This window comes from Stieleria magnilauensis (genome assembly GCA_007753675.1).
In the GTDB taxonomy this organism is placed as follows: domain Bacteria; phylum Planctomycetota; class Planctomycetia; order Pirellulales; family Pirellulaceae; genus Stieleria; species Stieleria magnilauensis.
In genome coordinates, this window is the sequence record CP036432.1 from 4824989 (window position 1) to 4848564 (window position 23576).

The 23576-nt window shown below is 57.5% G+C and carries 6 protein-coding genes and 1 pseudogene; 3 read left to right on the forward strand and 4 right to left on the reverse strand.

The features are described 5' to 3' along the window. Positions 1 to 568: 568 nt before the first annotated feature. The 3 genes from TBK1r_RS16995 to TBK1r_RS17005 all read left to right on the forward strand — a co-directional run bounded on the left by TBK1r_RS16995 (position 569) and on the right by TBK1r_RS17005 (position 16965). A complete protein-coding gene (locus TBK1r_RS16995) occupies positions 569 to 1213 on the forward strand; it encodes an RNA polymerase sigma factor (RefSeq protein WP_419581435.1) in 645 nt (214 codons plus the stop codon). Continuing rightward, positions 1210 to 4737, forward strand: coding sequence for a protein kinase domain-containing protein (locus TBK1r_RS17000; RefSeq protein ID WP_145213002.1), 3528 nt, complete (start codon positions 1210 to 1212; stop codon positions 4735 to 4737). The genes TBK1r_RS16995 and TBK1r_RS17000 overlap by 4 nt, the downstream gene beginning before the upstream one ends. A 408-nt stretch (positions 4738 to 5145) precedes the next feature. After that, positions 5146 to 16965, forward strand: coding sequence for a PKD domain-containing protein (locus tag TBK1r_RS17005; RefSeq protein ID WP_145213005.1), 11820 nt, complete (start codon positions 5146 to 5148; stop codon positions 16963 to 16965). Between the two features lie 1753 nt (positions 16966 to 18718). Here the strand turns inward: TBK1r_RS17005 and TBK1r_RS17010 are convergent. The 4 genes and pseudogenes from TBK1r_RS17010 to TBK1r_RS17025 form a co-directional block, all read right to left on the reverse strand. Beyond that, positions 18719 to 19177, reverse strand: coding sequence for a DMP19 family protein (locus TBK1r_RS17010; RefSeq protein ID WP_145213009.1), 459 nt, complete (start codon positions 19175 to 19177; stop codon positions 18719 to 18721). Positions 19178 to 19500: 323 nt separating this feature from the next. Further along, positions 19501 to 20394: an IS21-like element helper ATPase IstB gene (istB, locus tag TBK1r_RS17015; RefSeq protein WP_419580138.1), complete on the reverse strand. Its 894-nt coding sequence runs from the start codon at positions 20392 to 20394 to the stop codon at positions 19501 to 19503. 397 nt (positions 20395 to 20791) lie between these two features. Next, positions 20792 to 21886 (reverse strand): annotated as a pseudogene (gene istA / locus TBK1r_RS17020) (IS21 family transposase); the annotation flags it as partial. 476 nt (positions 21887 to 22362) lie between these two features. Next, complete coding sequence (locus TBK1r_RS17025; RefSeq protein WP_145213012.1) at positions 22363 to 22746, reverse strand: VOC family protein; 384 nt, start codon at positions 22744 to 22746, stop codon at positions 22363 to 22365. Positions 22747 to 23576 lie beyond the last annotated feature (830 nt).

The following is a 23576-nucleotide window of genomic DNA, read 5'->3' on the forward strand; positions in this document are numbered from 1 at the left end:
CAGAGTCGCCCCATCCTCGCAGCGTGAACTTGGAGACGAGCAGCGCGTGTTGGGTGTTGCCTCCGGATGACTTTCGCGGTACCAGATGGGGAGGTCTTGGGTTTAAAAATTTTGGTGGTCAAAACAGAAGAGCCTTGCTCGGGGACGAATTCACGCCCAGCTCATTTTTTGACCAACCCATTTTTTGACCAACTCTGTTCGCAGCATGATCCCTCTCTGGCGTTTGCTTGCTGCGCAAACGCCGTCTCTCCCAGAGGGAGAGAATCTAAATGGGTTGCCAAACGCTGCCGTTATACAATCGCTGCTCCTTGCGGCGATTTTAATAATGTCTCGAGACCAAAGTTGTTCACCTGCGTAGGCGTCTAGGTAAGATGATGGCACCGACAGATTCGTGCTACCAGGAGAAATGCGCAATGGTCACTGAAAAACATGGCTTACCGCGGGCGCGAACGCGGAGTTGGCTGCGTTTCGGCTTTAGGTCGACGATGGTGCTGATACTGCTGTTCGCCATCGGCCTAGTGATAAAGACTTCACCATTGAGCACCACCCTGTCGTTCGATCGAATTGGATGATGGCAGCGGATCAGGAACACGAATCGTTGTTCGATGCTGCGGCCGGCGGCGATCAGGAGGCCGTTGGTCAGCTGTTCGACGCTCACCGTGAGCGGCTGTTGGTGATGATCCGCCTGCGTTTGGACCGGCGTCTGCAGCGGAGGGTCGACCCGGTCGACGTGCTACAGGATACGTTTCTGACAATCCAAAAAAAGCTTCCGAAGTATTTGAAGCATCCGGAGTTGCCGTTCTTCCTCTGGTTACGCTTGGAAACGGGGCAGACGCTGGTCGATCTCCACCGCTTTCATTTGGGTGCCCAGGCCCGCGATGTGGGACGAGAGATTTCACTGCACCGGGGCAAGTTACCATCCGTGGAATCGATCACACTTGCCGAACGTCTGTTGGGACGGCTCACGACGGCCAGCCAGGCCGCGATGCGAGTCGAGTTGAGGCAGCGAGTGCAGGATGCGATTAACGAACTGGAACCCGGAGCCCGAGAGTTGTTGGTGATGCGTCATTTCGAAGAACTGACCAATGGCGAAGTGGCACAGATTCTGGGGATCAGCCCGACGGCGGCTTACGGCCGTTACCTGCGTGCGGTCCGCCGTCTGCGGAAATCGCTGGAGCAGTTTCCGGGCGGATTGGAGGTGTTTTCGAAATGAGCGAAGTTGACCAGCGGGATGAGTTGATCGGTCGAATCGCGGACGAGTTCCTCCGTGATTGTCGCGCCGGTTGCGCCCCCGGCATTGAAACGCTGGTCAGCAAGCACCCTGAGTTTGCCGATGAACTTCGCGACTTGCTTCCCACGCTGGCAGTGATGGAACAGGTCAAGCTCTCCGACGAGGAGGAAGATTCCGACCACCTTCCCGCAGCGGACGAATCGATGGTCGATCGGAGACTGGGCGACTACCAGATCATTCGTCAGATCGGTCGCGGGGGAATGGGTATCGTTTACGAGGCCGAACAAATTTCACTCGGCCGTCGCGTCGCGATCAAGGTGATGCCGCGGCAATCGTCCTGGAGCGGGACTCAACGAACAAGATTTGAGCGTGAGGCCAAGGCGGCAGCACGTCTCCACCACACGAACATCGTTCCCGTTTTTGGTGTCGGTCAGGCTGAGGGGGTTCACTACTACGTGATGCAGTTGATCGTCGGCCAAGGGCTCGACGACGTGCTCGATCAGCTGAAGTCGATCGGACGGCGATCGGCCGACGAGATCGGCCACCGTTCGATATGGGAACACGTCGGTGGCGGCGAGGAGTCGGAGCAGACCGACCAGAATCCGAGCTCGCACTCGTCCGGGGCCGCGGTAGCGAGATCGGGATCACAGGGTGGAACCGGCTCAAGTACCGGTTCCTCGATTGATCCGTATTGGCGGAATGTCGCGCGGATCGGACTTCAGGTCAGTGATGCGCTCCATTACGCCCACACGCAGGGCGTCACCCACCGCGACATCAAACCGAGCAACCTGCTCCTGGACCATCACAACGATGTTTGGATCACCGATTTTGGACTGGCCAAGGCTGATGACGACGATGGGAAATTGACTCGTTCGGGAGATATTCTGGGCACGATTCGGTACATGCCGCCGGAGGCGTTCAGTGGCCGGTCGGATGGCCGGAGTGATGTTTATTCGTTGGGCATCACACTCTACGAAATGGCAACCTTGGTCCCGGCTTTCGATGCGGTGGATCGCCGAGAGCTGGTCAAGCAGGTGACGTCGGGACGACCGTTGCCCGTGTCCCGCGTCAACCGACAAGTCCCCAGAGATCTGGCAACCATCATCGAGAAGGCGATGGAATGCAGACCGGAAGACCGGTATGCCTCGGCCGGCAAGATGCGGGAAGATTTGCGTCGGTTTCTCAACGATGAGCCGATTCTTGCCCGTCGTGCGACGCTCGGCGAGCGTTGCGGCCGATGGGCAAGACAGAATCGTGGTCTCGCCGCGTCGCTCGCCGCGGTCGCCTCGCTGTTGCTGCTGATCGCTTTGGCCAGCAGCGGTGCGGCCATCTACTATTTTGATCAGGAGGAGCAACAGCGGCGGTTGTTCCAGCAGGCGCGGTCGGTCTCCAATGCGAACGAACAACTGTTGCACGAGCTTGAAGGTGCCCTCGATCAATCCCGGCAAGCGACCATCGACGCCGAGAACGCTCGCCAAACAGCGGAACGAGAATCGGAACGCACGAGCCGAAGTCTCTATTCGGCGAGCATGATCAATGCCGCCAATTCAATGGATCAGCACCGTGGATTTGCGCGTGCCCAGGAACTGCTTGACCAATGGCGGCCGACAGACCATCGCCCCGACCAACGGGGATGGGAATGGTTTTACATCCAAGCGTTTTGCAACCAGCATGATTTCATCCTTGACGGACACGACAGCGAAGTCCATGCGCTGGCGCTCGGTCCGCAACAGCAGTTGGCGTCGGCGGGGCGTGACGCCCAATTACTGATCTGGGATTTGCAATCTCGTCAAGTGCTCAGGCAAATTGATTCTCCCGTAGGACCGTTGAATTGCGTCAGCTGGGACGGTCCCAGGAACCGCATCGCGGTCGGCGGCTCGACGGGGATCGCGGTCTACGAAACCACGACATGGAAACGGATCTATCTGTCTCCAAGCCCGCTGACGATTTACGCACTTCGGTGGAGCCCTGATGGACGCTGGCTGGCAAGAATCGGCAGGGCACCCGCTTCCGCCGCCCCCGTGCCCCATTACTGTCTGCTTGATGCCGACACGTTCGACGTTGCCCAGGAATTGCCCGGCGTCTTGAACAGGAGCGTCCAGTTCACTTTTCAAATCGACTGGTCCGAAGATAGTCGTCTGCTTGCATATCCGGCGAAGAAGCAGGCCAGGGTCTGGGATCGTGATGCGGAACAATTACGATTTGAAACCAGCAAATCATGGGGCGAACTGCGAGCAGTACAGTTCCATCCGACCAACTCCAACGAAATCATCGTTTGTGGTCGTGACGGGGCCGTGAGACTCTGGGATTGGAATCGTCAGCAGATCGTGACGACGATGACGGCGCACACCCACGCGGCCGCCGCGGCGGCCTGGCACCCGAGCGGGCAGCGTGTGGCGACGGCTTCCTGGGATGGAACGGTGCGAATCTGGCAGTCGGAAACCGGAACGCTGCTTCGCACTCTCCACGGACACGAGCGTCACGTCTTCAACCTCCAGTGGGATTCCACTGGCGAGCATCTTTTTTCGACCGGCATGGACGGGGCGATTAAATGTTGGCGACCTGAAGCTGCGGTATGTCGTCGAGAGTTACCGGCGACAACGCACCCGGTGAGTTATTGCGGACTCAGTCCCGACGCGGACCGTGTCGCTTTGGCGTCGGATGTCGGAGAATTGATCCTACGTGACACGAACGATTGGCATGTGCTTGCCGAGGCGAAGCACGGTCGCTGCCGATTGAAAGCGATCGATTTCGCACCCGATGGCCGCCGGTTGGCCATCGTCGGCGGCGTTGGCACCGTTTACGATCCGGGACTGCTTCGGGTCTGGGATTCCAAGTTCGAATGGCCGACGCGTGAGATCCGACCTGACGCCACACTCCGTGCCGTCGACTGGAGCCCGGATGGAGAATGGATCGCGGTCGGTGGCGATGACGGATCGGTATCGATTTTCGATCCGAATTTGCAGCCATGCACCAGGACCATTGAACGGGAACCGGGCAGCATCTGGTCGCTCGCCTGGCGTCCCGATGCGAAAGAATTGGCAATCGGCGGAATCAGGTCGGGGCTGCGGGTGTGGGACTTTGAGACTCAGCAGACGCGTCGGTGGCATCAGCCGCAAGATTCGGTCATCGATGTCGCCTGGAGTCGCTCAGGAAAACAGCTGGCGGTTTCCACCACTGACAACCTGATCAAAATCCTGGATGCGGCCGACCTACGCCAGATCGCTCAGTTGCCCAAGCAATTTGAGACGGTCTACGCGCTAAAGTGGGGGCCGGGTGATCGTCGCCTGATGACGATCGATGCCCGAGGGACACTTTTGCTCTGGGATCCTGTCAGTTTGCAACGGACGCTTAAGTTAACCGTGGGGTCCGGAGAAGTGCGGGCGGTCGACTGGAGCGAGGACGGCGAGAAGATCATCGCGCCGCGCGAGAACAAGATCGTGCTCTGGGACGCATCGCGAGGATACGCCGCCGAATCAAAGGGTGAACGTCCTGCGACGAAGTAGGTTGAACCCGCGTTTTCCCGCATCCCCAAGTTTTCCAGACAAAGCGTCGGCGTCTCTGAATCGGAATTCGTTCCATCATTTCGTCTCTCATCGACACGGTACCAGCGCAGGGCCCGTAGGCTCGCGCCAAACGGCTGATTCAATCAACAGGCCGAGACAACACCGGCAGAAACAGTGGCGGGACGGCCACGATGCCGACCTCTCGCAAAAAAAAACACGCTCCCCGCCCGAAAAGGGGGATGAATCACGGCGGCGGTTCGCCGTGTAAGGGACTGGGGACCGGCGCGCTTCACCGCTGCGACGTTCACACGATCGGCGTCGATCGGTTCCCGATGCGACTCACCGACAATCCGGAAGATTTCGGAATCGGTGTGACCACTGGGCCCTTTTATCAACGAACCAACTCTCATGTCTACTTTCCAGTCAACCGCACACCGTCGTCGTCGCAAGCAAACCCGCCATCGCCGCAGCCGCGCCGAACAGCTTGAACGCCGCGATCTGCTTGCCGCATCGCTGAGTATCGGGGACGCGACCGTCGAGGAGGGCAACCCGGGCGGGGCACCGGCCGAGTTACAGTTTCCGATCACTCGAGGCGGGGACACCAGCGAGGAGTTGACGGTGACTTTCGAAATCTTCGCCGCCGGCGACGATTTGCCCACGGACGATGAGCGAGGCGCAGCTCAACGTGGGCTGGCGGCCGCCGGAGGCAACGATGCCGATTTCGTCGTTCCGGCCTTCCAGACGATCACGATCCCGGCCGGTTCGGCCAGCGAAACGTTAACCATCACGGTGAATCCCGATGTCGTCCCCGAAGGCGATGAACGACTGGAAGTGCGATTCAAGTCGGTTGTCGGTGAGGTGACGTTTGCGAGCGACGCGGACACACGGGCGACGGGAACGATCGTCAATGATGATCAGCCCAACGAACTTCTGGAACTACTCACGAGTCTCGACACGGAGGAGCGAGATCGTCTGATCGGGCACGTCAAGGACGGATTTGATGACACCTTCGCGGAAATCGTTGCCGGCATCGAAACTGCCATTGACGAGATTTCCGGGGTCCCCATCGTCGGTGGCCAACTCGCTGATGCAGTCGAGCCTGTGCTGACCGAAATCGAGGCGATTCAGACCGATTTGACGGAGTTGGTCGAGACGGTCTTTACTTCAACCAGCGAAAACTTGATCGCCGACTTCCAGAACGCGATGTTCGAGATCCTCGAACCGATCCTGATGGATAGCCCCGATGCGGGTACCGATATTTCGGCGAGCGACATTCTGCTCAGCTACGGCGCCGACGATCTTGATGGTCCAACCGGCGAGGGGGACGGGAATCCGGATCCAGGCACCAGCTGGGTCCAGTTCGACTTTCACCTCGGCCAACGCACCATCCAGGATCTGCCGTTTGAGTTCGATCTCGGTGCCGCCACCGCGTTGCCGGGTCTGGAAGCACTCGGATTGAGTGTCGATGCGTCGGACGGGTTACGATTCGACTTGCAGTGGAACCTGCGATACGGCTTTGGGCTCAGTCAGCGCTACGGAATCGATCCAAACTTTGACCTCGACTACTTCTACGTGAACTCCGGCGCGGTCGATGTCACTGGAACGCCGGTGGAAGAGTTCCGCGCCTCGATCGACATCAAGTCCGCGCCCGCCAAAGACGGCGATGGCTTTGATGTGCTCAGCACCGATGCTGGACTGAAAGCCGACGCGACGATCGGTTTGCTGGCGGCAAAAGTTGAAGATGGGATTCCCTTTGCCGTCGACATCACCGCCGAGCAGGGGTTTGACTTTGGCGGCAGCGAGACGGAGGCCGAATTCACCTTGGTGATTGACGCGGGTGGAGAGGAGCCGGTGGAGGTCGACATCACAGGTCTCGCGCTGCCGACCGGGGCCGACGATGATCTGGCTGGCGCGCTCGAGAACCTGGGTACCTTTCTGATCGATCTGCAAGCGGAATTGATTGCGCAGCTGGAAGGCAAGTTCAACGACGTCGAGACGACAATGGGCGAAGGCCAAACGGCGCTCGTCCCGGTCACCGTGTCGCTCGATTTTGGCAGCATCAACGGTTTTGCCAACCCGGACCTGCCGACCACGCCCTCGATTGTGCTCAGTGCGGAAATCCCGCAAATCTCATCGATGACGATCATTGGCGGTGGTGAACTTGGCTTTGCCGAAAGCAACCTCGGCAGTCTGCTCGATCCCGGTCCGTTCGGCCAATTCGATGACGGGCGGAGTGCCGCGTTAGGATTTGATGCCTCGCCGTTTGATGAATCGGACTTCACGACCGCCAGCAGCGAAGTCGTGCCGGGCCGGTTCCGGTTGCGTGCCGGCGCCGCAGCCCCGGCGAGCGGGCTGTTGCGGCAGGACACCGAATTCACGCTGGTGCTCAACAATGGCCAGGGCGCCGAATCCGAAGAGCGGATCCTGATCTCGATCGGCGAGGAACAGAATCGAGACATCAAGTCGCTGCGAGACCAGCTGAACACCAAGAGTCTGGAATCGGTCTTCCGCGACACGATCAATCAGGCGATCAGTCAACAGCAGAAGAACAATGCGTACGAGACGATTGACGTTCAGATCGATGACGAAGGATTCTTTGTTCTGACGTCGCGGGGCGATGCAGACAACCCGGGGCCGACACTGGACATCGACTATCCCTCGACCGACCAGTCCAAGATTTCGGTGGTGTTTACCGTCGACATCGACGACCCGAACTGGACGCTGTTCAACCAACGACAGAATCCTAATGACCAGGCGTTTCTCGATCGTGTGACCCGCGGCGACATCCAGGACGCGAAGAAGATCACCGATCGTTTTCAACCCGAAGCCGAAGCCTCGGTGGCATTAAAACTGCACACCACCGCCGACTTGAACGCGTTGATTGACGAAGCCGGCGACTCGATCCCGAGTCTCCCCTTGGTCGACGGCGGGTTGTTGCTGCCCCAAATTGAATTCGACTTCGTGTTGGACGCAACCGCATCAGCAAAGTTTAAAAACCCCACAAATCCCAGCGACGAGGCGGGTGAAAAACGCTACACCAACGAACTCGAAACGCTGAAATTCGAGAATGTCACCATCGACATCGGAAGCTTGCTGGAAACGTTTGTCGAGCCGATTGCCAACGTCCTTGGCGCGGCATTGGGCCCCGTCTCCGAGATTGTCGGCGGCCTGGGCGGCGGCAGTTTCTTGAACGAGAACCTTCCTATTTTGAAGGACATTCCCGGCAATAACTTTAAGTCGCTTCTCGACTTTCTCGGCGATGCGAATCTTGATGATTTGAATGCTTTTCGACAAGCTTTGGGATCCCTGGTGGAGATTTCATCCGCGGTCGAAGGCCTGCTCGAAGACTTCGAAGATCGAGCGATCGCGCTCGGCTGTTTCGAGTATGCCAAGCTGAACGAGCAGGCTGAGAGTCGAACACTGATCCCCTGCGCCGCGGCCTCGGCCATCGATTCGGCGACCAGCGTGGAAGCCACGCAATTCATCAACGCCTACAACCAAGCGACCAACACCACGGGCGGCATCCGCCCCGATTTCATCTTTCCGACCAACTTCGTCAAACTTCTCAGTGGCGAAGACGCCGATTTGGTCAGTTTGAACCTGCCTGCGCTCGACATCACTGCGGAAAAGGACATCAACTTGGACGTGGGCGTTGCGGAGGCCGACATCAAGTTTAAAGCCGAGGTCAGCACCAATCTTGCCCTCGTTTACGATTCGGTGGGATTGCGTCGCGTTGTCGATGCGATTCGAAAAGACGACGAACCGATTTGGGAGGACCTGCTCAAAGGTCTCTACATCCGCAGCCAAGACGGCAAAGAGATTGAGGTTACGATCAGCGGCGATGGGCAGGTCGGTGTGGATGTCGAACTCGCCAGTGGCAATGTCGTCGCCGAGGCCGATGGGAGCGTCAGTCTGGATATTGTCGATCCAAACGAGGACGGCGCGCTGCGGCTCGACGAGATCGAAAGTTTGACCGGCGGTGATCTATCCAAAGTCTTCTGCCTGTTCGACGCTGCGGCCAGTTTCAACGGGAAAATTGATGTCAGACTGGAGTTTTTTGGCTTTGCGGGAAGCCTGGGTGATCTCGGGGGAGAAGACATCTCCGAAGTTAACGTGGACTGGAACCTCAGCGACATCCTGGGCAGTACATGCAGCACACCCGAGCCTGTCTTGGCGTCGTCAAGGAGCGGAGGCCGTGTGATTCAAATTCACACCGGGCCATTCGCACGGGATCGGCGGGCCGGTGATGTGAGTGATGAAGATGGCCCCGCCGAAATCAAAGTGGTCGAGGACGATAACAAAATCATCGTGACAGGCTTTGGCGGACGCACGGAGGTGCCATTTGACAGCAGTCTCAATCCCACCATCGCAATCGCAGGCGGTCCCTTCGGCGATACATTTGATCTCTCGGACGTTCGCACATTGTCGATTCAGATGGACGGCCGAGGGGGCAGCGATCTCCTGCTCGGTGGACGCGCAAACGATGTGATCGAAGGCGGTGATGGAAGCGACGAAATCGATCCCGGTTCGGGTGACGATTTGGTCTTCACCGGTACTGGAACCAACCTCGTCTTCTCCAGTAGTGGTGCCGACACGATCGACGCGAGCGAGAATTCAAGCAGCGACGGTTTCCAATACATCGGTGGTGGCAGCCATGCTAACGAAGGCGACACCGTCATCGGTTCTGCCGCCGACGATACGATCACGGCGACCAACGTCGAAGGCGGCGACGGTGATGACACCATCCGGGGATCGGGTACCGGTGGAACACTTCATGGCGGCGCCGGTAACGACACCATCTATGGAGGAGACGGAAACCAAACCCTAATTGGCGGTCCCGGTGAGGACTCGCTCGATGGTGGCCCTGGTGAAGACAGTCTGCTCGGCGGTGAAGACGACGATCAATTGATCTCCGGATATGGCGATGTGCTGGTCGATGGTGGCAGTGGCACCGACGAAATGATGGTCGACTTAGCAGTCGAATTAACGGGCTTGAATGTCACCGGTATCGACGTCACGCTCGGCGCCGGCAGCTATTCGGCCAAGTCCATCGGCGGATCGTTTGATGAACTGACAACCATTTACTCTGGTGTCGAAGAAATGGACTTCTCTACAGGCAATGAAAGTGACTCAATCACGATCAACGGTGCCAATGTGCCTGCATCGATTTCAGCGGGCGCCGGAGAAGACACCTTCCATTTGATTTCCAATGCTGCTGAAGTGGAACTCAACGCCGGAGCAGACAACGACGAGTTGGTGATCAACCGCAGCGGCCAGATCGACCCGATCGACGCGCTGTTACGACCGCGTCGGATCAGTGGCTTCGGGGCGGCCGACGTGACACTGTTCGGTAACAGCCTGGAGAAGATCACGATGACCTTGGGTGATGGCGACGACCGAGTGCGTTTGGTCGTCCCTTCGGCAGAAACAAGGATCAACGGAGGTGGCGGAGACGCGGACACGGTTATCGTCGACAGCCTTCAGGCCAGATCGAGGATCACCGCCGAGCAGGTGTTCTTGGAAATCGACAGCACCCCCAGCGGTATCCGAGACGAATTCGGAGAGGTCGGATTGCTGCTTGTCACCGCCGATCGCTTGTGGGTTGATAACCGAGACAACACCAATGCCCTGGACTTCTCGGTCAAGAACCGAGACGTTTTAGTGGCAGGGCTCGACGGTTCGCTGATCGAAAACATCTCCGGGGTCGGCCGAGTCGAATTCCTCGGCTCCACCGCGGCGGCAACCCAGGACACGCTGGAGGTGATCGACACGGCCGAATCGACCAAGACGTTTCGCATCGAAAACGACGTGGTCGAGGTGTATCAGGGCAGCGATGTTCTGGTGTTCGAAGCCGAATCGTCGGGCATTAACCTGGAGTATCCCGTCACGCCGCAACTCGATGGCCCGTTTCATGTCTTGTTCTCAGAAGGGACGAACCCCAACAATCCCGGCAAACATGCGTACGTTATCGACGGTTCGCGGATCAGTGTTTTCGACGTCGTTCGCAGCTCTAGTTACCGATTGCTCCCGTCGCGATCCACGCCCACGCCGTTCAGTATCAATGTGAATACGGACGCGGTCTTCGACCCCAGTGGACGGTTCCTTTTCATCACCGGAAATTTTGTCGATCCAGATGGCAGCCAGTCTAGCATCAACAAGATTGCGATTTACGAACGAGACGTGGTGACCGGTGAGCTGACCTTGGTTGAGACAGTCGATGCCATTGAACCGGCACCAAAAGGTCGGATCGAAATCGCAGACATCCAAGTCGCCGACGACTATGTCTTCCTGGCCATTGAAGAACTAGATGACCCCAACGGTAGTGCGACACGCGTGTATCGCTTCGACCGTGAACGAAATTCCCAGAGCGAACTTACGGGTAAGTTGATCAAAGGGAGGGTGGTAGGAGCGCCAGTGTCAGGAGAACCCGTCGATTCTGTTTTGGATACAGACGACAGCGACGACCTGTTTGTCCTTACCCAAAACGGTATCAACTTGGTGGTCTACCGATATTCGGTCGACTCGGGAGACGATTCGGTGGTCAGGGGCCCCTTCGAGAGTTTTCGCAAACCAGTTGAAGGCACAGACGCTAAAATCGAGATCCAGCCGGTTCGCAATAACCAACCCCGAAAAGTTTATATTGTCGAAAACGACATCGTCACCGTCACGCAGCGAGAGGGCGGCGGTGGCGACTTGAGACGGATCCAAGGGGTCAATTTACCCGCCAGCGAGCAAACCAGTGCACAACTAGACTCCACTGACGTGGAGTTCAACGACGACGGCTCGGAAATCTACATCAACAATGATGCGCAGATACAGACCTATCAACTGGCCGCAGGCGGAGACACCGATGGACAATTTGTCAACCCGGCTGGCAACCCCATAGGCGGTCCGGTACCGATCGCGACTTCAGATTTGCCCGTCTGGAACTTCATCGGCACCGACTCGCTAGCCCGAGATCCACGAAGTGGCAGATTCATCGCCCCCACGGCAAACGACGAGATCACGGTCTTTTCAAACTCGTTGGAAGCCATCCAGACGATCGTCGACGGTGCGCCACCGACCTTCGAGGCCGACTCACTGAAGAAGCTGGTGTTCACGAAGTTTCGGCCCGGGCGGGGCAGCGCCTACGGCATTGCTGAGGGTCCCGAAGGAGGCTATCTAGTCGAGTTTACACGGTCGAAGAAGACCGAAGGAGAATTTAACCCGAGGAGCATCTTGACTCCCGACGATTGGGAATTCGATCTTTTGCGAGACAAGAAACTCGAATTCGCGGAGGACCTGGTGCTGGCCGACGACAAGCACCTGTACGTGGCGACCGCCGGGTCCAACGGGTCCAACGGAGGAATCCAACTTTTCCAGCGTGACCGGGGCACCGGCGACATTGACTTTCAGACAACCTTCGAGGCCTTCGCTCCCTTCGACGACGCCAGGACCTTGAAGCTCAGCCCCGATGGCACAAAGCTCTGGGCCAGTTCATATGACACGATTCGATCTTGGACCCGAGACCCGGACACAGGTTTCCTGACAGAGCCGAAATCCGCACCCCTTTCGCAGCCGACGGAACTTTTCGTCGATCCGGATTCCGATTTGTTGTTCGTCGCCCTCGGTGGCACCGACGGCGGGATCGCCACACGATTGCAAAGCGATGTCAGCAACTCGGTCCAATTCGAATCGCTAGCCAATGCGACCAGCGTCAAACGCATCGGCAATCAATTGTATGCCGGCACAAGCGACGGAATACTGAAGGTCTACAACGTTGACAAAGATGGACAGCTAACACTGCTTCAAACTGCGTCCGGTGGTTCGGGTGGATCCGGCTCGCTTGCGGACATCGTCGATATCGTCTCTAGCAGACGCGATCGATTCGTTTTTGCCGGTTCCGTCGAAGGAACAATCCTCGCCTACGCGCGGGACCGTTCGACCGGTCGGCTGGCATTTGCGCAGCGGATTACGCAGGGCATCGGAAGTTTTAATGCTGCCGAAGGAATCGAGGGCATGACCTCAATGACCTTTGACTTGTCCGAGCAAGACTACTTTGCGGACTTGCTGTATGTCGCCAGTCCCAGCGGCTGGTCGGCAATTCAAGTCCTACCCAGCTTTGCAACGAGTGGTGCCAGCTACCGCGTCGGGTTTGACGGAAACTTCGGTTCCTTGGAAGTCGGTTCGAACGTTTCGACGCCCGGCGGCGACTTCACGGACATCGTCAGGTCTTCCGGGACCGGCAACATCCCGTTGACGATCCGAACCTTCGGTGGTGCTGATGAAATCTCGATTGCCAGCCAGCCTAGTTCCTTGACGCTCGACACCGGTGACGGCAACGACTTTGTCAGTTTGCGTTCGGTGTCGGGGGGCGAAACCGATGTCGACCTCGGTAACGGCGAAGATACGATCGAAGTGAATCTGCCGGGGATCCAGTCCCCTGCTCCGGTCGATGTCGATGGCGGACCGCATTCCAGCGGTGATCAGTTGATCTACATATCGGGAAGCCTGACGGTCGAGGAGCCGCCCTCGGAACTCACTACTCCGACAGGTCAGATCACGATTGGGACCGACAAGATCATTGACTGGGTCGAGATCGAATCACTCTTGGCGCTGGACAACTTGACGGCCGACATCACCAGTGATGATCCGGAAATCGCCGAAGGTGATGAGTTAACGCTGACCGCAACGGCCAGTTCAATCGGCCGCACCATCCCCGATTCGAGTTTCTTATGGGACCTCGATAGTGACGGACTTTATGGCGATGCCATTGGCGGTTCGATCACGCTCGGCTGGGATGAACTTCAGAATCTGGGAATCGACGATGACGGAAGTTACCCGATCTCCGTACAGGTCCAATTCGATGGGTTGCGAAGTGTTGATGTGACCACCCTGACGGTCAACAATACCGTACCGAGTCCCGAAATCACCGTCAGCCCCACCACGGTTGAACAATTCAGCACGATCAGTTTGGTCCTCGCTTCTGACGATCCCGGTAACGATACGATCGAGCGTTGGGAGATCGACTGGGAAAGTGATGGCACCATCGATGACATCTACTTCATTCGGGCCGGAACCGTCACGCATGTCTATCGGACAGCAGGAACCAAGGACATCACGGCGACCGCTTACGACGAAGATGGCGGACCTTATGCAGCACCGACGGCAACGGTCCAGGTCAACGCGATCCCACCCCGCGTGAGGGCGATCACCGGGGATCAGAGCCTGGACGAAGGCGACACGGGAACGTACACGTTGACGGCCAGCACGCTGGAAGCGGGCGGCGGCACGACGACGGCGGTTTCTTGGCTGGTCAATTTTGGTGACGGGACAATCGAAAGCGTCTCCGGCTCAACAGCCGGTCCAACCGTCACGCACACGTATGCCGACGACGGCATGTACACCATCAGTGCTCTCGTCGTTGAAAGCGACGGGACGATCGTGCCCGCTACGACCACCCTGACGGTCAGCGTCGCGAACGTCGCCAACCCGATGATCTCGGTTCCGGCCGATTTTCAATCGAACACCGGACTGGACTTCCTGGGTGCCGAAGGCCGACCGTTTGAGTTGATTCTGACCAATGACGACCCGGGCGACGACACCACCACCGAGTGGCGAATCGATTGGGACGGCGACGGTCCGCTGCCGCCGCAATCCTATACCGACGCCCCGCAAAACCTCACCACCGTCGAGTTCATCTACACGTCCGAGTTCCCGCCCCCGCTGGAAATCAGAGCCGTGATGATTGACGAAGACGGTGAACATCCGACCAATGTGCTGTTTGGCGAAATCGCCAATACGCCCCCGACTCCGCTGATCATTGGAGAAACAAACAACGCGGTTGAAGCTTCACCCTTCGTCGTGACGCTTGATCCGGGAACCGAGTGGATCAACACCCAGATCGTTCGCTGGCGAATCGAACGCAGTGACGGAGCGGAAGTGGAAATCGTCCAGCTTGATCAGCCCTCGACGACCGTCACCACCACGCTCGAATTCCCCGACGGAGATGGGAGCGCGATCACGATCAATGCCTTCGCGATCGATGACGAAGACCAGGAATTCCTGGCGACGCTCAGCGTCCCAGTGCTCAATGTGCCTCCGACCATTCAACTGTCCGGTCCTCCGGAGATCGAAGAAAATAACCTGTTCACGCTCACGTTTGGAGAAATCGTTGATCCGGCGGTCATTGACACCGTTGAGTTCTACACTGTCCATTGGGGCGATGGGACCTCTACGACCTACACCGCTGCCGAAGTTGCCAGCGCGAACGGCGTCGTCGAACACCTGTACGTTGATGACCCGCCGGGCATCCCGGACTTTAGGACAACCCTCAGCGTGGATCTGGAAGACGAAGACGGACTCGCCCCCGAAGCAGGCACCTTCTCCTTCTTCATTGAGAACATCGATCCGGTTGCGGACCCCGGAGGACCGTATCAGATCTTGATTCCCGAGACACAGATCGAGTTGCTCGGAAGTGCGACGGATCAGAGTCCGGAAGACACGTTCACGTTCGAATGGGATTTTGACAATGATGGTGAGTTCGACGATGCGGCCGGACCGACACCAATCTTTGATGCAGTCGCTGCGGGAGCCAGTCCGGGACAGATCTTTTACGTCGCTCTTCGCGTCACCGATGACGACGGAGGAGTCAGCGAACCCGTCACGACCACCGTTCAGTATTTGTCGATTCCTGAAATCACTGATCTCGTGCTGCCGACCGATCCGATCCTGGAAAATCAGCCGTTCACACTGACTGTCCTGTTCGAAGACACCGATCCCAAGCAAACCCATACCGTCACAGTGCTCTGGGGCGACGAAACGTCCAGCGAAGTTCTCTTGTTGGGCGGTGAAAGAGAAGTAGAGATTCCCCATACCTATCTCGATGATGATCCGACCGGAACTCCGGTCGATCCCTACGACATCACGGTGACCGTCGCCAATTCCGCGGCAGATGATGAAGCTTCGACGGCCGTCGATGTCAACAATGTGAATCCCGAAATCGCTTCCTTTACCAGCGACGCCAACTCGCTTAGAACGAAAAGCGTCGACAACCTGGTCTTGGTCTCTGGTGATGTCTCCGATGTCGGCAGCGAAGACACGCACGTCGCGGTGATCGACTGGGGAGATGGGAGCGAATTGGATACGCTCGACGTTGATCAATTGACACGGGGCTTTGCCGCACAGCATGACTATCCCGGGCCCGGGATTTACGAAATCACCGCCACGGTGATCGACGATGACGGTGGTGTCTCGGAGATCGCCACAACGGCTGCGGTGATCCAGGGCGTCGGTCTGGTCGATGGCACGCTATTCATTATCGGCACCGACGGCCGTGATCACGTCACGTTGCACTACAAGGAGAAAAAGGACGAACTCGATCTCAATGTGAAATTCAACCAGGGCGCCGGTCAAAATCATGTCAAAACGACGTTCCAGGCATCGTCAATTCAGCGAATCGTCGCATTCTTGTGTGGTGGCGATGATCACTACCAAGGAAAAATCGATGGCAACAAGGGATCATCGATCTCGATTCGTCAAATCGTCTTCGGTGGTGATGGACGGGACCACTTGCAGGGCGGCGATACCGAAGATGCGCTACTGGGCGGATCTGGGAAAGACGACATCAAGGGCCGCGGCGGTAACGACCTGCTGATCGGCGGTTACGGCGAAGACAAGATCTACGGCGATTACGGGGATGACCTGTTGATCGGTGATGCAATCGGTGCCGACGAAAGTGCGGTGACAACGGTCGGGCGTCTGGATGCGGCACTCCAGTCTTGGGCCGACGCCGCGGATCCAGGCGGTGCCGTGAGTGCGCTTTCTGGCATCATCGACGACGGGGACGACGATCGGCTGCACGATCGCAAAGGAGCCAACGAGTTCATCGAGGGATCGAGTGATCAGCCTTGGATCTGGTGGCTCGATGTTGACGGCAACGGTAAATCAACGGCGCTCGACGCATTGTTGATCATCAACCGTCTATCGCGGACCGACCGTGCCGCAGGCGAAGCGGAAGGGTACGTGCCCGAGACGGATCTCTACGACATCAACCAGGATGGACGCGTGACTTCGCTCGATGCCCTCCAGGTCATCAACGCATTGACGCGTTCGGCAACTCAGTCTGCGGGTGCAGCCCCGAGGTACACACCGCCGGTTGCATCTTGGCAGGACGAGGTCGACACGCTGATGAGTGATCGGGACCGACTGGAACGCTTGTATCCTTCGCTTGACCCACCCATTTTTTGACCCACCGGATCAAAGGGGTCAGGACTCTTTTGTTGAGCGCCACCGGATCAAAGGGGTCAGGCCTCTTTTGTTGAGCGAAATGCATCAAAGAGGCCTGACCCCTTTTCACTCGGCCGGACTCTTTTGTTGAGCGAAACGCATCAAAGAGGCCTGACCCCTTTTCACTCGGCTAGCGGTAGGGCGCGAGCCCTCCGGTGCTTCGGGAACGATGAGGGACCGGAGGGCTTGCGCCCTGCCGCTAACACCTCGTCAAACGCAGGGACTAAATGCTTCACAGCGTTGCCCGGACGGGGTCGCAGCGAATCCCAGCAAACCCGGGCAAGAATCAACGACCGAGCGACGTGACCGCACACGAGGTCGCGCAAGCCCAGCGGGCTGACAGAGTGCTTGCCGGGCCCGTCAGGGCCCGGACTCAGATGCACCTTCGGCGCAGGCCTGGAAGGCCGACACAGTACGCGGCGGGTCGAGGCCGCAGCATGGACTCTGTCGCCCGTCCAGGGCTGTTTCAACAGAGAATGTCTTCAATCCGGCGGCTCGCACCGCCGGCAGACACTGTGTCTGCCCGCCGGGCATCACCCGGGCACTACGCTTGCTCTAATCGTTGCCACTTTCTCCACATCGTCCACTTCTCGAATCAACTGGCCGCCGTTCATCAGCGTTGTGCGGGCAACAGCGCCTCGATCTCATGGGTGCACTTCCAATATCCAAAGCCGCTCGACTCCCAAGGATCGCCGCGTCGTGTGGTCGCTCGGTTTGGTCTTTCAATCAAAGAAAAACACCGCAGACCACACGACGCGAGTCACGGCGGAGTCATGCGCCTACGGATCACACGATGGGCCAGGAGAGATCAAGACGGCGAGCGTATCAAAACGCCGACGACCTGCGGCCAATAGATTCAATAAGCTGGCGTCAGCCTTACGGCCTGACGTCCCACGCAACGCCGACCTACGTGACCGCACATCAACGGTCTAAGCGGTATGCAAGTCGATGAAGTTCAACGTCCACCGCAACCGGGCGACGACGTTACGCGTCGATTTCAGTTTTCGCCGAAGTCGCCGCTTCCGTTCACGCAATGGTCCGCCAACGCATTGCCACTAATTTCCGTGCCGGAGTCGAACCGCACCGGGAAACTCGTAGCCTTCACTACCGAGTCTGGCTGAAATTGAGTCGCAAGTGTTACCATGATTGCGATCGACGAGAAATCCACGCCTCCAATTCGACTCCTCCGACAACACACAATGTTAGCAGACAGTAATAGATCGACGACGTGACCCACGTTGATGGTCCGTTGGCATACAGCCCCAATTGATGAAGTTGCATCAGTGAAAAGTATGCGATCACAACCATTGCGAACCCGCCTGCGAAGCTCGCGGTGCGGGAAGGTGCAATCGGCCCAGCGAACAACCTTCGGGGCAATCGCCAGCAAGTCGTTAACAGTAAGCAAACAAGTCCAAAGAGGAAAGGGAAGCTAGGTTGACCGGCAAGCTTCGTCACGGTTGATTCGACCCCGGTCTGAGCCAATGAACCGACAGCCCATCCAGCGGCAGCGCCAGGTACGCCCCACGCGTGCGCAGCAATGCTTCGCGAATGTGGCGAATCCATTGCTTTTGGTGTCTCATACGGATTAACAGTCACTGACTTGATCTCATTCGGCGCACGGCGCTCATCAGCGGGCGGCAACGAGCAATTCAACCACTCACAAAACGCCTATTTCGCCGCTCCGTTGTATGGTCTTGCTGTTCTAAGGCCTCGGTTATGGAAGGATGGCAAGTGCGTTGTCCAGTATCCATAATTCTTGCCCCTCTCTGATCTCCGATTCTATCGCGTCAAGCAAACTAGTGCCATCCGCGCGGTCAAAGTCGGAAACCATCTTGTCGGCGTCACCGTTGTCGTCGAAAAACTGAACAGCTCGCAATTCATCATGAGCACGCGAAAAACCATCAGCTAGTGAAGTCGCATGCATCCGCTGCAAGCAATTGATCAGATACACAAGCTCGCGTTCGGTAAGCAATTGGTCAAAGACGGAGTTAAAACCGCCCATGTCCATTTCGCAGCGAGTCGAGACAATGTAGTAGATCGTTCGATCATTTTCGGCCAAACCGTCAGGGCGGCCAAGTCCTTTCGCCGCCATATCAGCAACGATGCGGTCGAAGCGTTCAACAACAATGGTTGATGGGTCGTGCATCTTCAATCGAAGAACGTCGATGGTCACCGCGTCGGCGCGATGGACCGGACCTCAAATACAAACTCGACTCTCCGACTCCGTTGCACCACAGGGTTCACACGGATCGGCCACGACGACAGTTTGAGCCACCATCGCTGGTTGCCAATGTACTCGATCGAATTCGCCATGGGAAATCGAGTTTCGCAATCAGCAGTCAGCGCGTCAGGCGTCGGCTTTCAGTGTTACATTGTACAGGCGTCAGTTTGTCTTCTTCGGCCGAGTCGACCGTGCAGTAGGAGAGACCGCAATCAGGCTTAGTCGCTGTTCGGCGACAATTGGTTCTCCGCTTTAGCGACAACTAGAATTCCCGATCACGAAGTCGATTTTTGTTTCGAACCCTTTCGTGATTGTCCAGCTGATTTGGTTTGCCTGGCGGTCTCCACGCGATAGCTCGGCACGTTCAACTCGATGATCACGCTGTGGTGAACCAATCGGTCGATCGCCGCGGCCGTCGTCATCGCATCTTTGAAAATTTGGTCCCACTTGCTGAACGCCAGGTTGCTCGTCAACAACACGCTGCCCCGTTCGTAGCGTTCCGCCAACAGCGTGAACAGCACCTCCATCTCCTCTCGATCCTGTTGCACGTAACCCAAGTCGTCGATCAGTAGACCTTCGTAGCGTGACAGCTTCTTGATGAACTTCTGCAACCGAAGATCCCGTTTGGCGATCAGCAACTGTTGCACCAGCAGGCTGCAAGTCGTCAGCAACATGCTTCGGCCTTGCTGCACGAGTTGATTCGCAAGTGCACAAAGCGCATGACTTTTCCCGGCACCGGGCCGCCCAAAAATCAGGACGTTCTCCCGACGGTCCAAGAACGATCCTTCCCGAAGACTTTCCAGTTGCCGCGTCACCGACAACGGCAAACGATCGAACTTGAATGTCTCCCAGGTCTTGCCCAACGGAAGTCGGGAATTCGTCATTAGACGCTTGATCCGACTCTCGTGGCGGGCCTGGCATTCCAGGTCCGTCAGTTCCGCCAGGTACTCGACATGGCTCAGGTCCTCCGCTGCCGCGCGGTCGGCCGACGATTGAAACTGGTCGCGAAACATCGGCAGTCGCAAGCTGCGGAACTGCTCGGTCAGGCGTTCCTCCATCGGGCCGCTGTCGACTTGCGCCGTCTCTGGCGGGGTCGTCTTGCAGGTCCGCTTTGATGGGGATTGGGTCGCCTTTGTTTGACGCTTGCTGGTGGTAGTAGGGCGGTTCATCGTTTGGACTCTCCTTGTCGAACGTGTGAAGTAATACATCAAAGTCGTTCAAGTCGGGCGGATCGACGTCGATGTCGGTCGCCGGCTTGATTTCGATCGCTTCGCGCACCATCTGCCGAATAAGCTCGACATCAATGGATTGCCCCGATTGGATTTGGTGACGCAGCGCATCCTGCACTGCGTCTTGGCTCTCGCGAGCCGCGATTTGCAGGAGCTGCAGGTAGTTTCGCACCGCAACCTTCCCGCTGTGAGCATCACACAACATGTCATACGCGATCCGAAAGTGACTCGTCGGGAACATGTCTTGCCGATACTTGTAGTTCTCAAATGCCCCCGGTTTGCGGACCAGTGAATCGATCACGTGGCGATAATTAATCGCCGAACCGCCGACACCGATCAGTCGAGGCATCCGCTGCACTTCAATGCCGTGGTGCGTTACATCGATCCATTCGGCACTGATCCTCACGTCGACCTTGTGCTTGATCAGACGACTGGGGACGGAGTAGACATTCTTCTTCACCTTGATCGTACTGCTACTGTCAACGGTGAGCCCCCGCTGGATGTCATCGGTATCGAGCCTGTGATCGGGAAGTCGGCTCAAATGCGACTGTTCGATTTCGAAACGGTCCTTGCGAGCGAGGTTGCTTCGCGTGATCAGAGCTCGCACGAAGTCCATGTAGGCTTTGCGGCTGGCGAAGTCGCGGCTGCCGCGTAGCAGCAGTGCTTGGTCGATTCGGTTCTTGAGATGACCGTGAGACGATTCGACATCACCGTTCTCGTTGGCGCAACGAACGTTGATCCGCTCCGGTTCGACTCTGTAATGATCCATCAATGCCGCATACCGCGCCGTGAGTTCCTTGCGTGATGAATGGTTGTTGACCGCGGCGCTGAGGCTGTCGGTGCGATGACGCTCGGGGACGCCACCGAATTCCCAGAACGCATTCTGGATGCCTTCGCTGAGTGCCTCGAATGATTCGGAGAAGCAGAGCGTGACGGACTCGACGTTGGAGTAGGTCAACACGCAGTGGTACAGCATGTGCTCAAAAGACACTCCCGCAATCGTGACATGAAGTTCGTTCATGACGGTGAAGTCACTCGCGGCAAGGCGAGCAGGGTGATGCTCTTGTGGAAACATGACCGGTTTTCCGGGGCCATGCATGCTGCGCCACTTCCTCACACGCCGTTCGAAAGTTCTGCGAGTCGAGTCCGGATAGAGGCCGGGATAGCAATCTTGCAGCCACTGGAAAAGGGTCTTCGCTTGGAGTCGAGGTTCGGCCTCGAGTTTGCGTTGCACCTCGTCCCAGACTCCGGCGAACGGGTCGATTCGAGTTCGGTACGTCCGCGGCTTCTTGCACTCCGAAGGGAGCCGGTCGTCGTCTCGATAATGCCTTGCTGTTTTCTCATCCATTTCAGTCATCCTTGACGAGGCGGCCAGCGACTTGCCTGATGCTAGCAACCGCCGCAGTTCTTTAACTTGTCCGTCCGTGACCATCGCAATCTCCGTGGAAACAAGGAGTTACGATGATGACCCGAATCCCAAAATCCGGGAATTCTAATTGTCGCTGGCCGAAAACAAGCCAACATGAGATCGCCTCAACCCGGGAAAGCTAATTGTCGGTAACCGGGAAAACCAATTGTCGCTAGACAGTCGCCAAGCCGCAAAGGAGCGGTTTTAAATCTTTGCGACGATGCGTGAGGCCCTTCCAGGAAGAACATCAGCGACCTCTCGAACTTCGCGGAGCGACTGGACGTACTGGTTGGTCAGCGGAATGATGCAACCGGATCACGATCAGTGAACGACCGTGCCAATCAAAGCAAAACCCAATCCGGTCTTACGAAGACTCCAGCCTTCTTCGACAGAGAATTTGAATACCGGCCCGTCCGCCGGAGTTAATGCTCCCCTTCAGTTACGAACAGGCAAAGTGAGAGACACCGTTCGTCATTCACGCGATGTCAAATTCTTATTGGTTATCCGCTGGTTTGCGCTTCATGAAAGTAGTAGCACAACCCATCGGGAGCGACCACAAAGAACACGGTGTACAGTTCACCGTCACGGTCGTCGGTACGGACTTCCCCGGTTTTTGCACCTCTGGATTCCAATTCCTTTTTGATCTCAAGAATATCGGAAACAAGAATCGCAGCGCCGTCCTGTGAAGCATCGCCGCCGTTCTCCGCGAATCCGATCTCAGTTCCATCGCGTTGGAGAATAACGCTTGGTATCGGCTCCAATGTACGCTGCGTCTCCTCCATGCCGAAGTGCTTGCAGTACCACGTTGAGGCGTCGGAGATATCCGCGACCGGCAGCTTGAGAACGTCATGCTGATACGGGAAAGCAGCTTTGAACTTAGGCATTTGTCTAAACGAGTGGTGACGTCGCTCTGAGTTGAGCAATGCTAGTGCGGATAGCGAATTGCGATCTATCTGTGTTCAGGAGACACGGAAATAGATCGGGCGCCGAACTTTGTCGGCCTTCACGTTGGCCGGTGATGAGACTCGATTAGAACGGATCCTGGAGAAGGTTGCCAGCGTTTGCGTCTCAGGTGAACTCGAGTTGACCGGACGAGCGACATTGCTTGTGCGTACAACGTCGGTCCACGGCGCATTACGCCAGCGGCGTACCACATCAAAGCTTGGGGTCGCGTGAGCGCCCCCCAAGATCTGGGAACCACCTCGTCGCCAACCCCAACGGGCAACGCTGTGAAGAATTTTTTCCCTGCGTTTGACAAGGTGTTAGCGGCAGGGCGCAAGCCCTCCGGTCCCTCATCGTTCCCCAAACACCGGAGGGCTCGCGCCCTACCGCTAACAAATGCTTCACAGCGTTGCCGGGCGGGGTCGCAGTGACTTCCAGCAAACTCTGGCAAGAGTCCGCGACCGAAGCGAATTGACCACCCGCGGGGATGCGCAAGCCCAGCGGGCTGACAGAGTGCCTGCCGGGCCCGTCAGGGCCCAGACTCCGATGCACCTTCGGCGCAAGCCTGGAAGGCCGACACAGTGCGCGGCGGGTCGAGGCCGCAGCGTGGACTCTGTCGCCCTTCCAGAACTGTTGCAGCAAAGGAAGCCTCTAATCCGGCGGCTCACCGGGTTGTTGATTTAATCGCGACCGAAACAATGGTGAGCCGATGGCGCTAGCTACGGGCCTCCAACGGCAACGTCGTCACCACTAGGCCCGCGGCTAGCGCCGT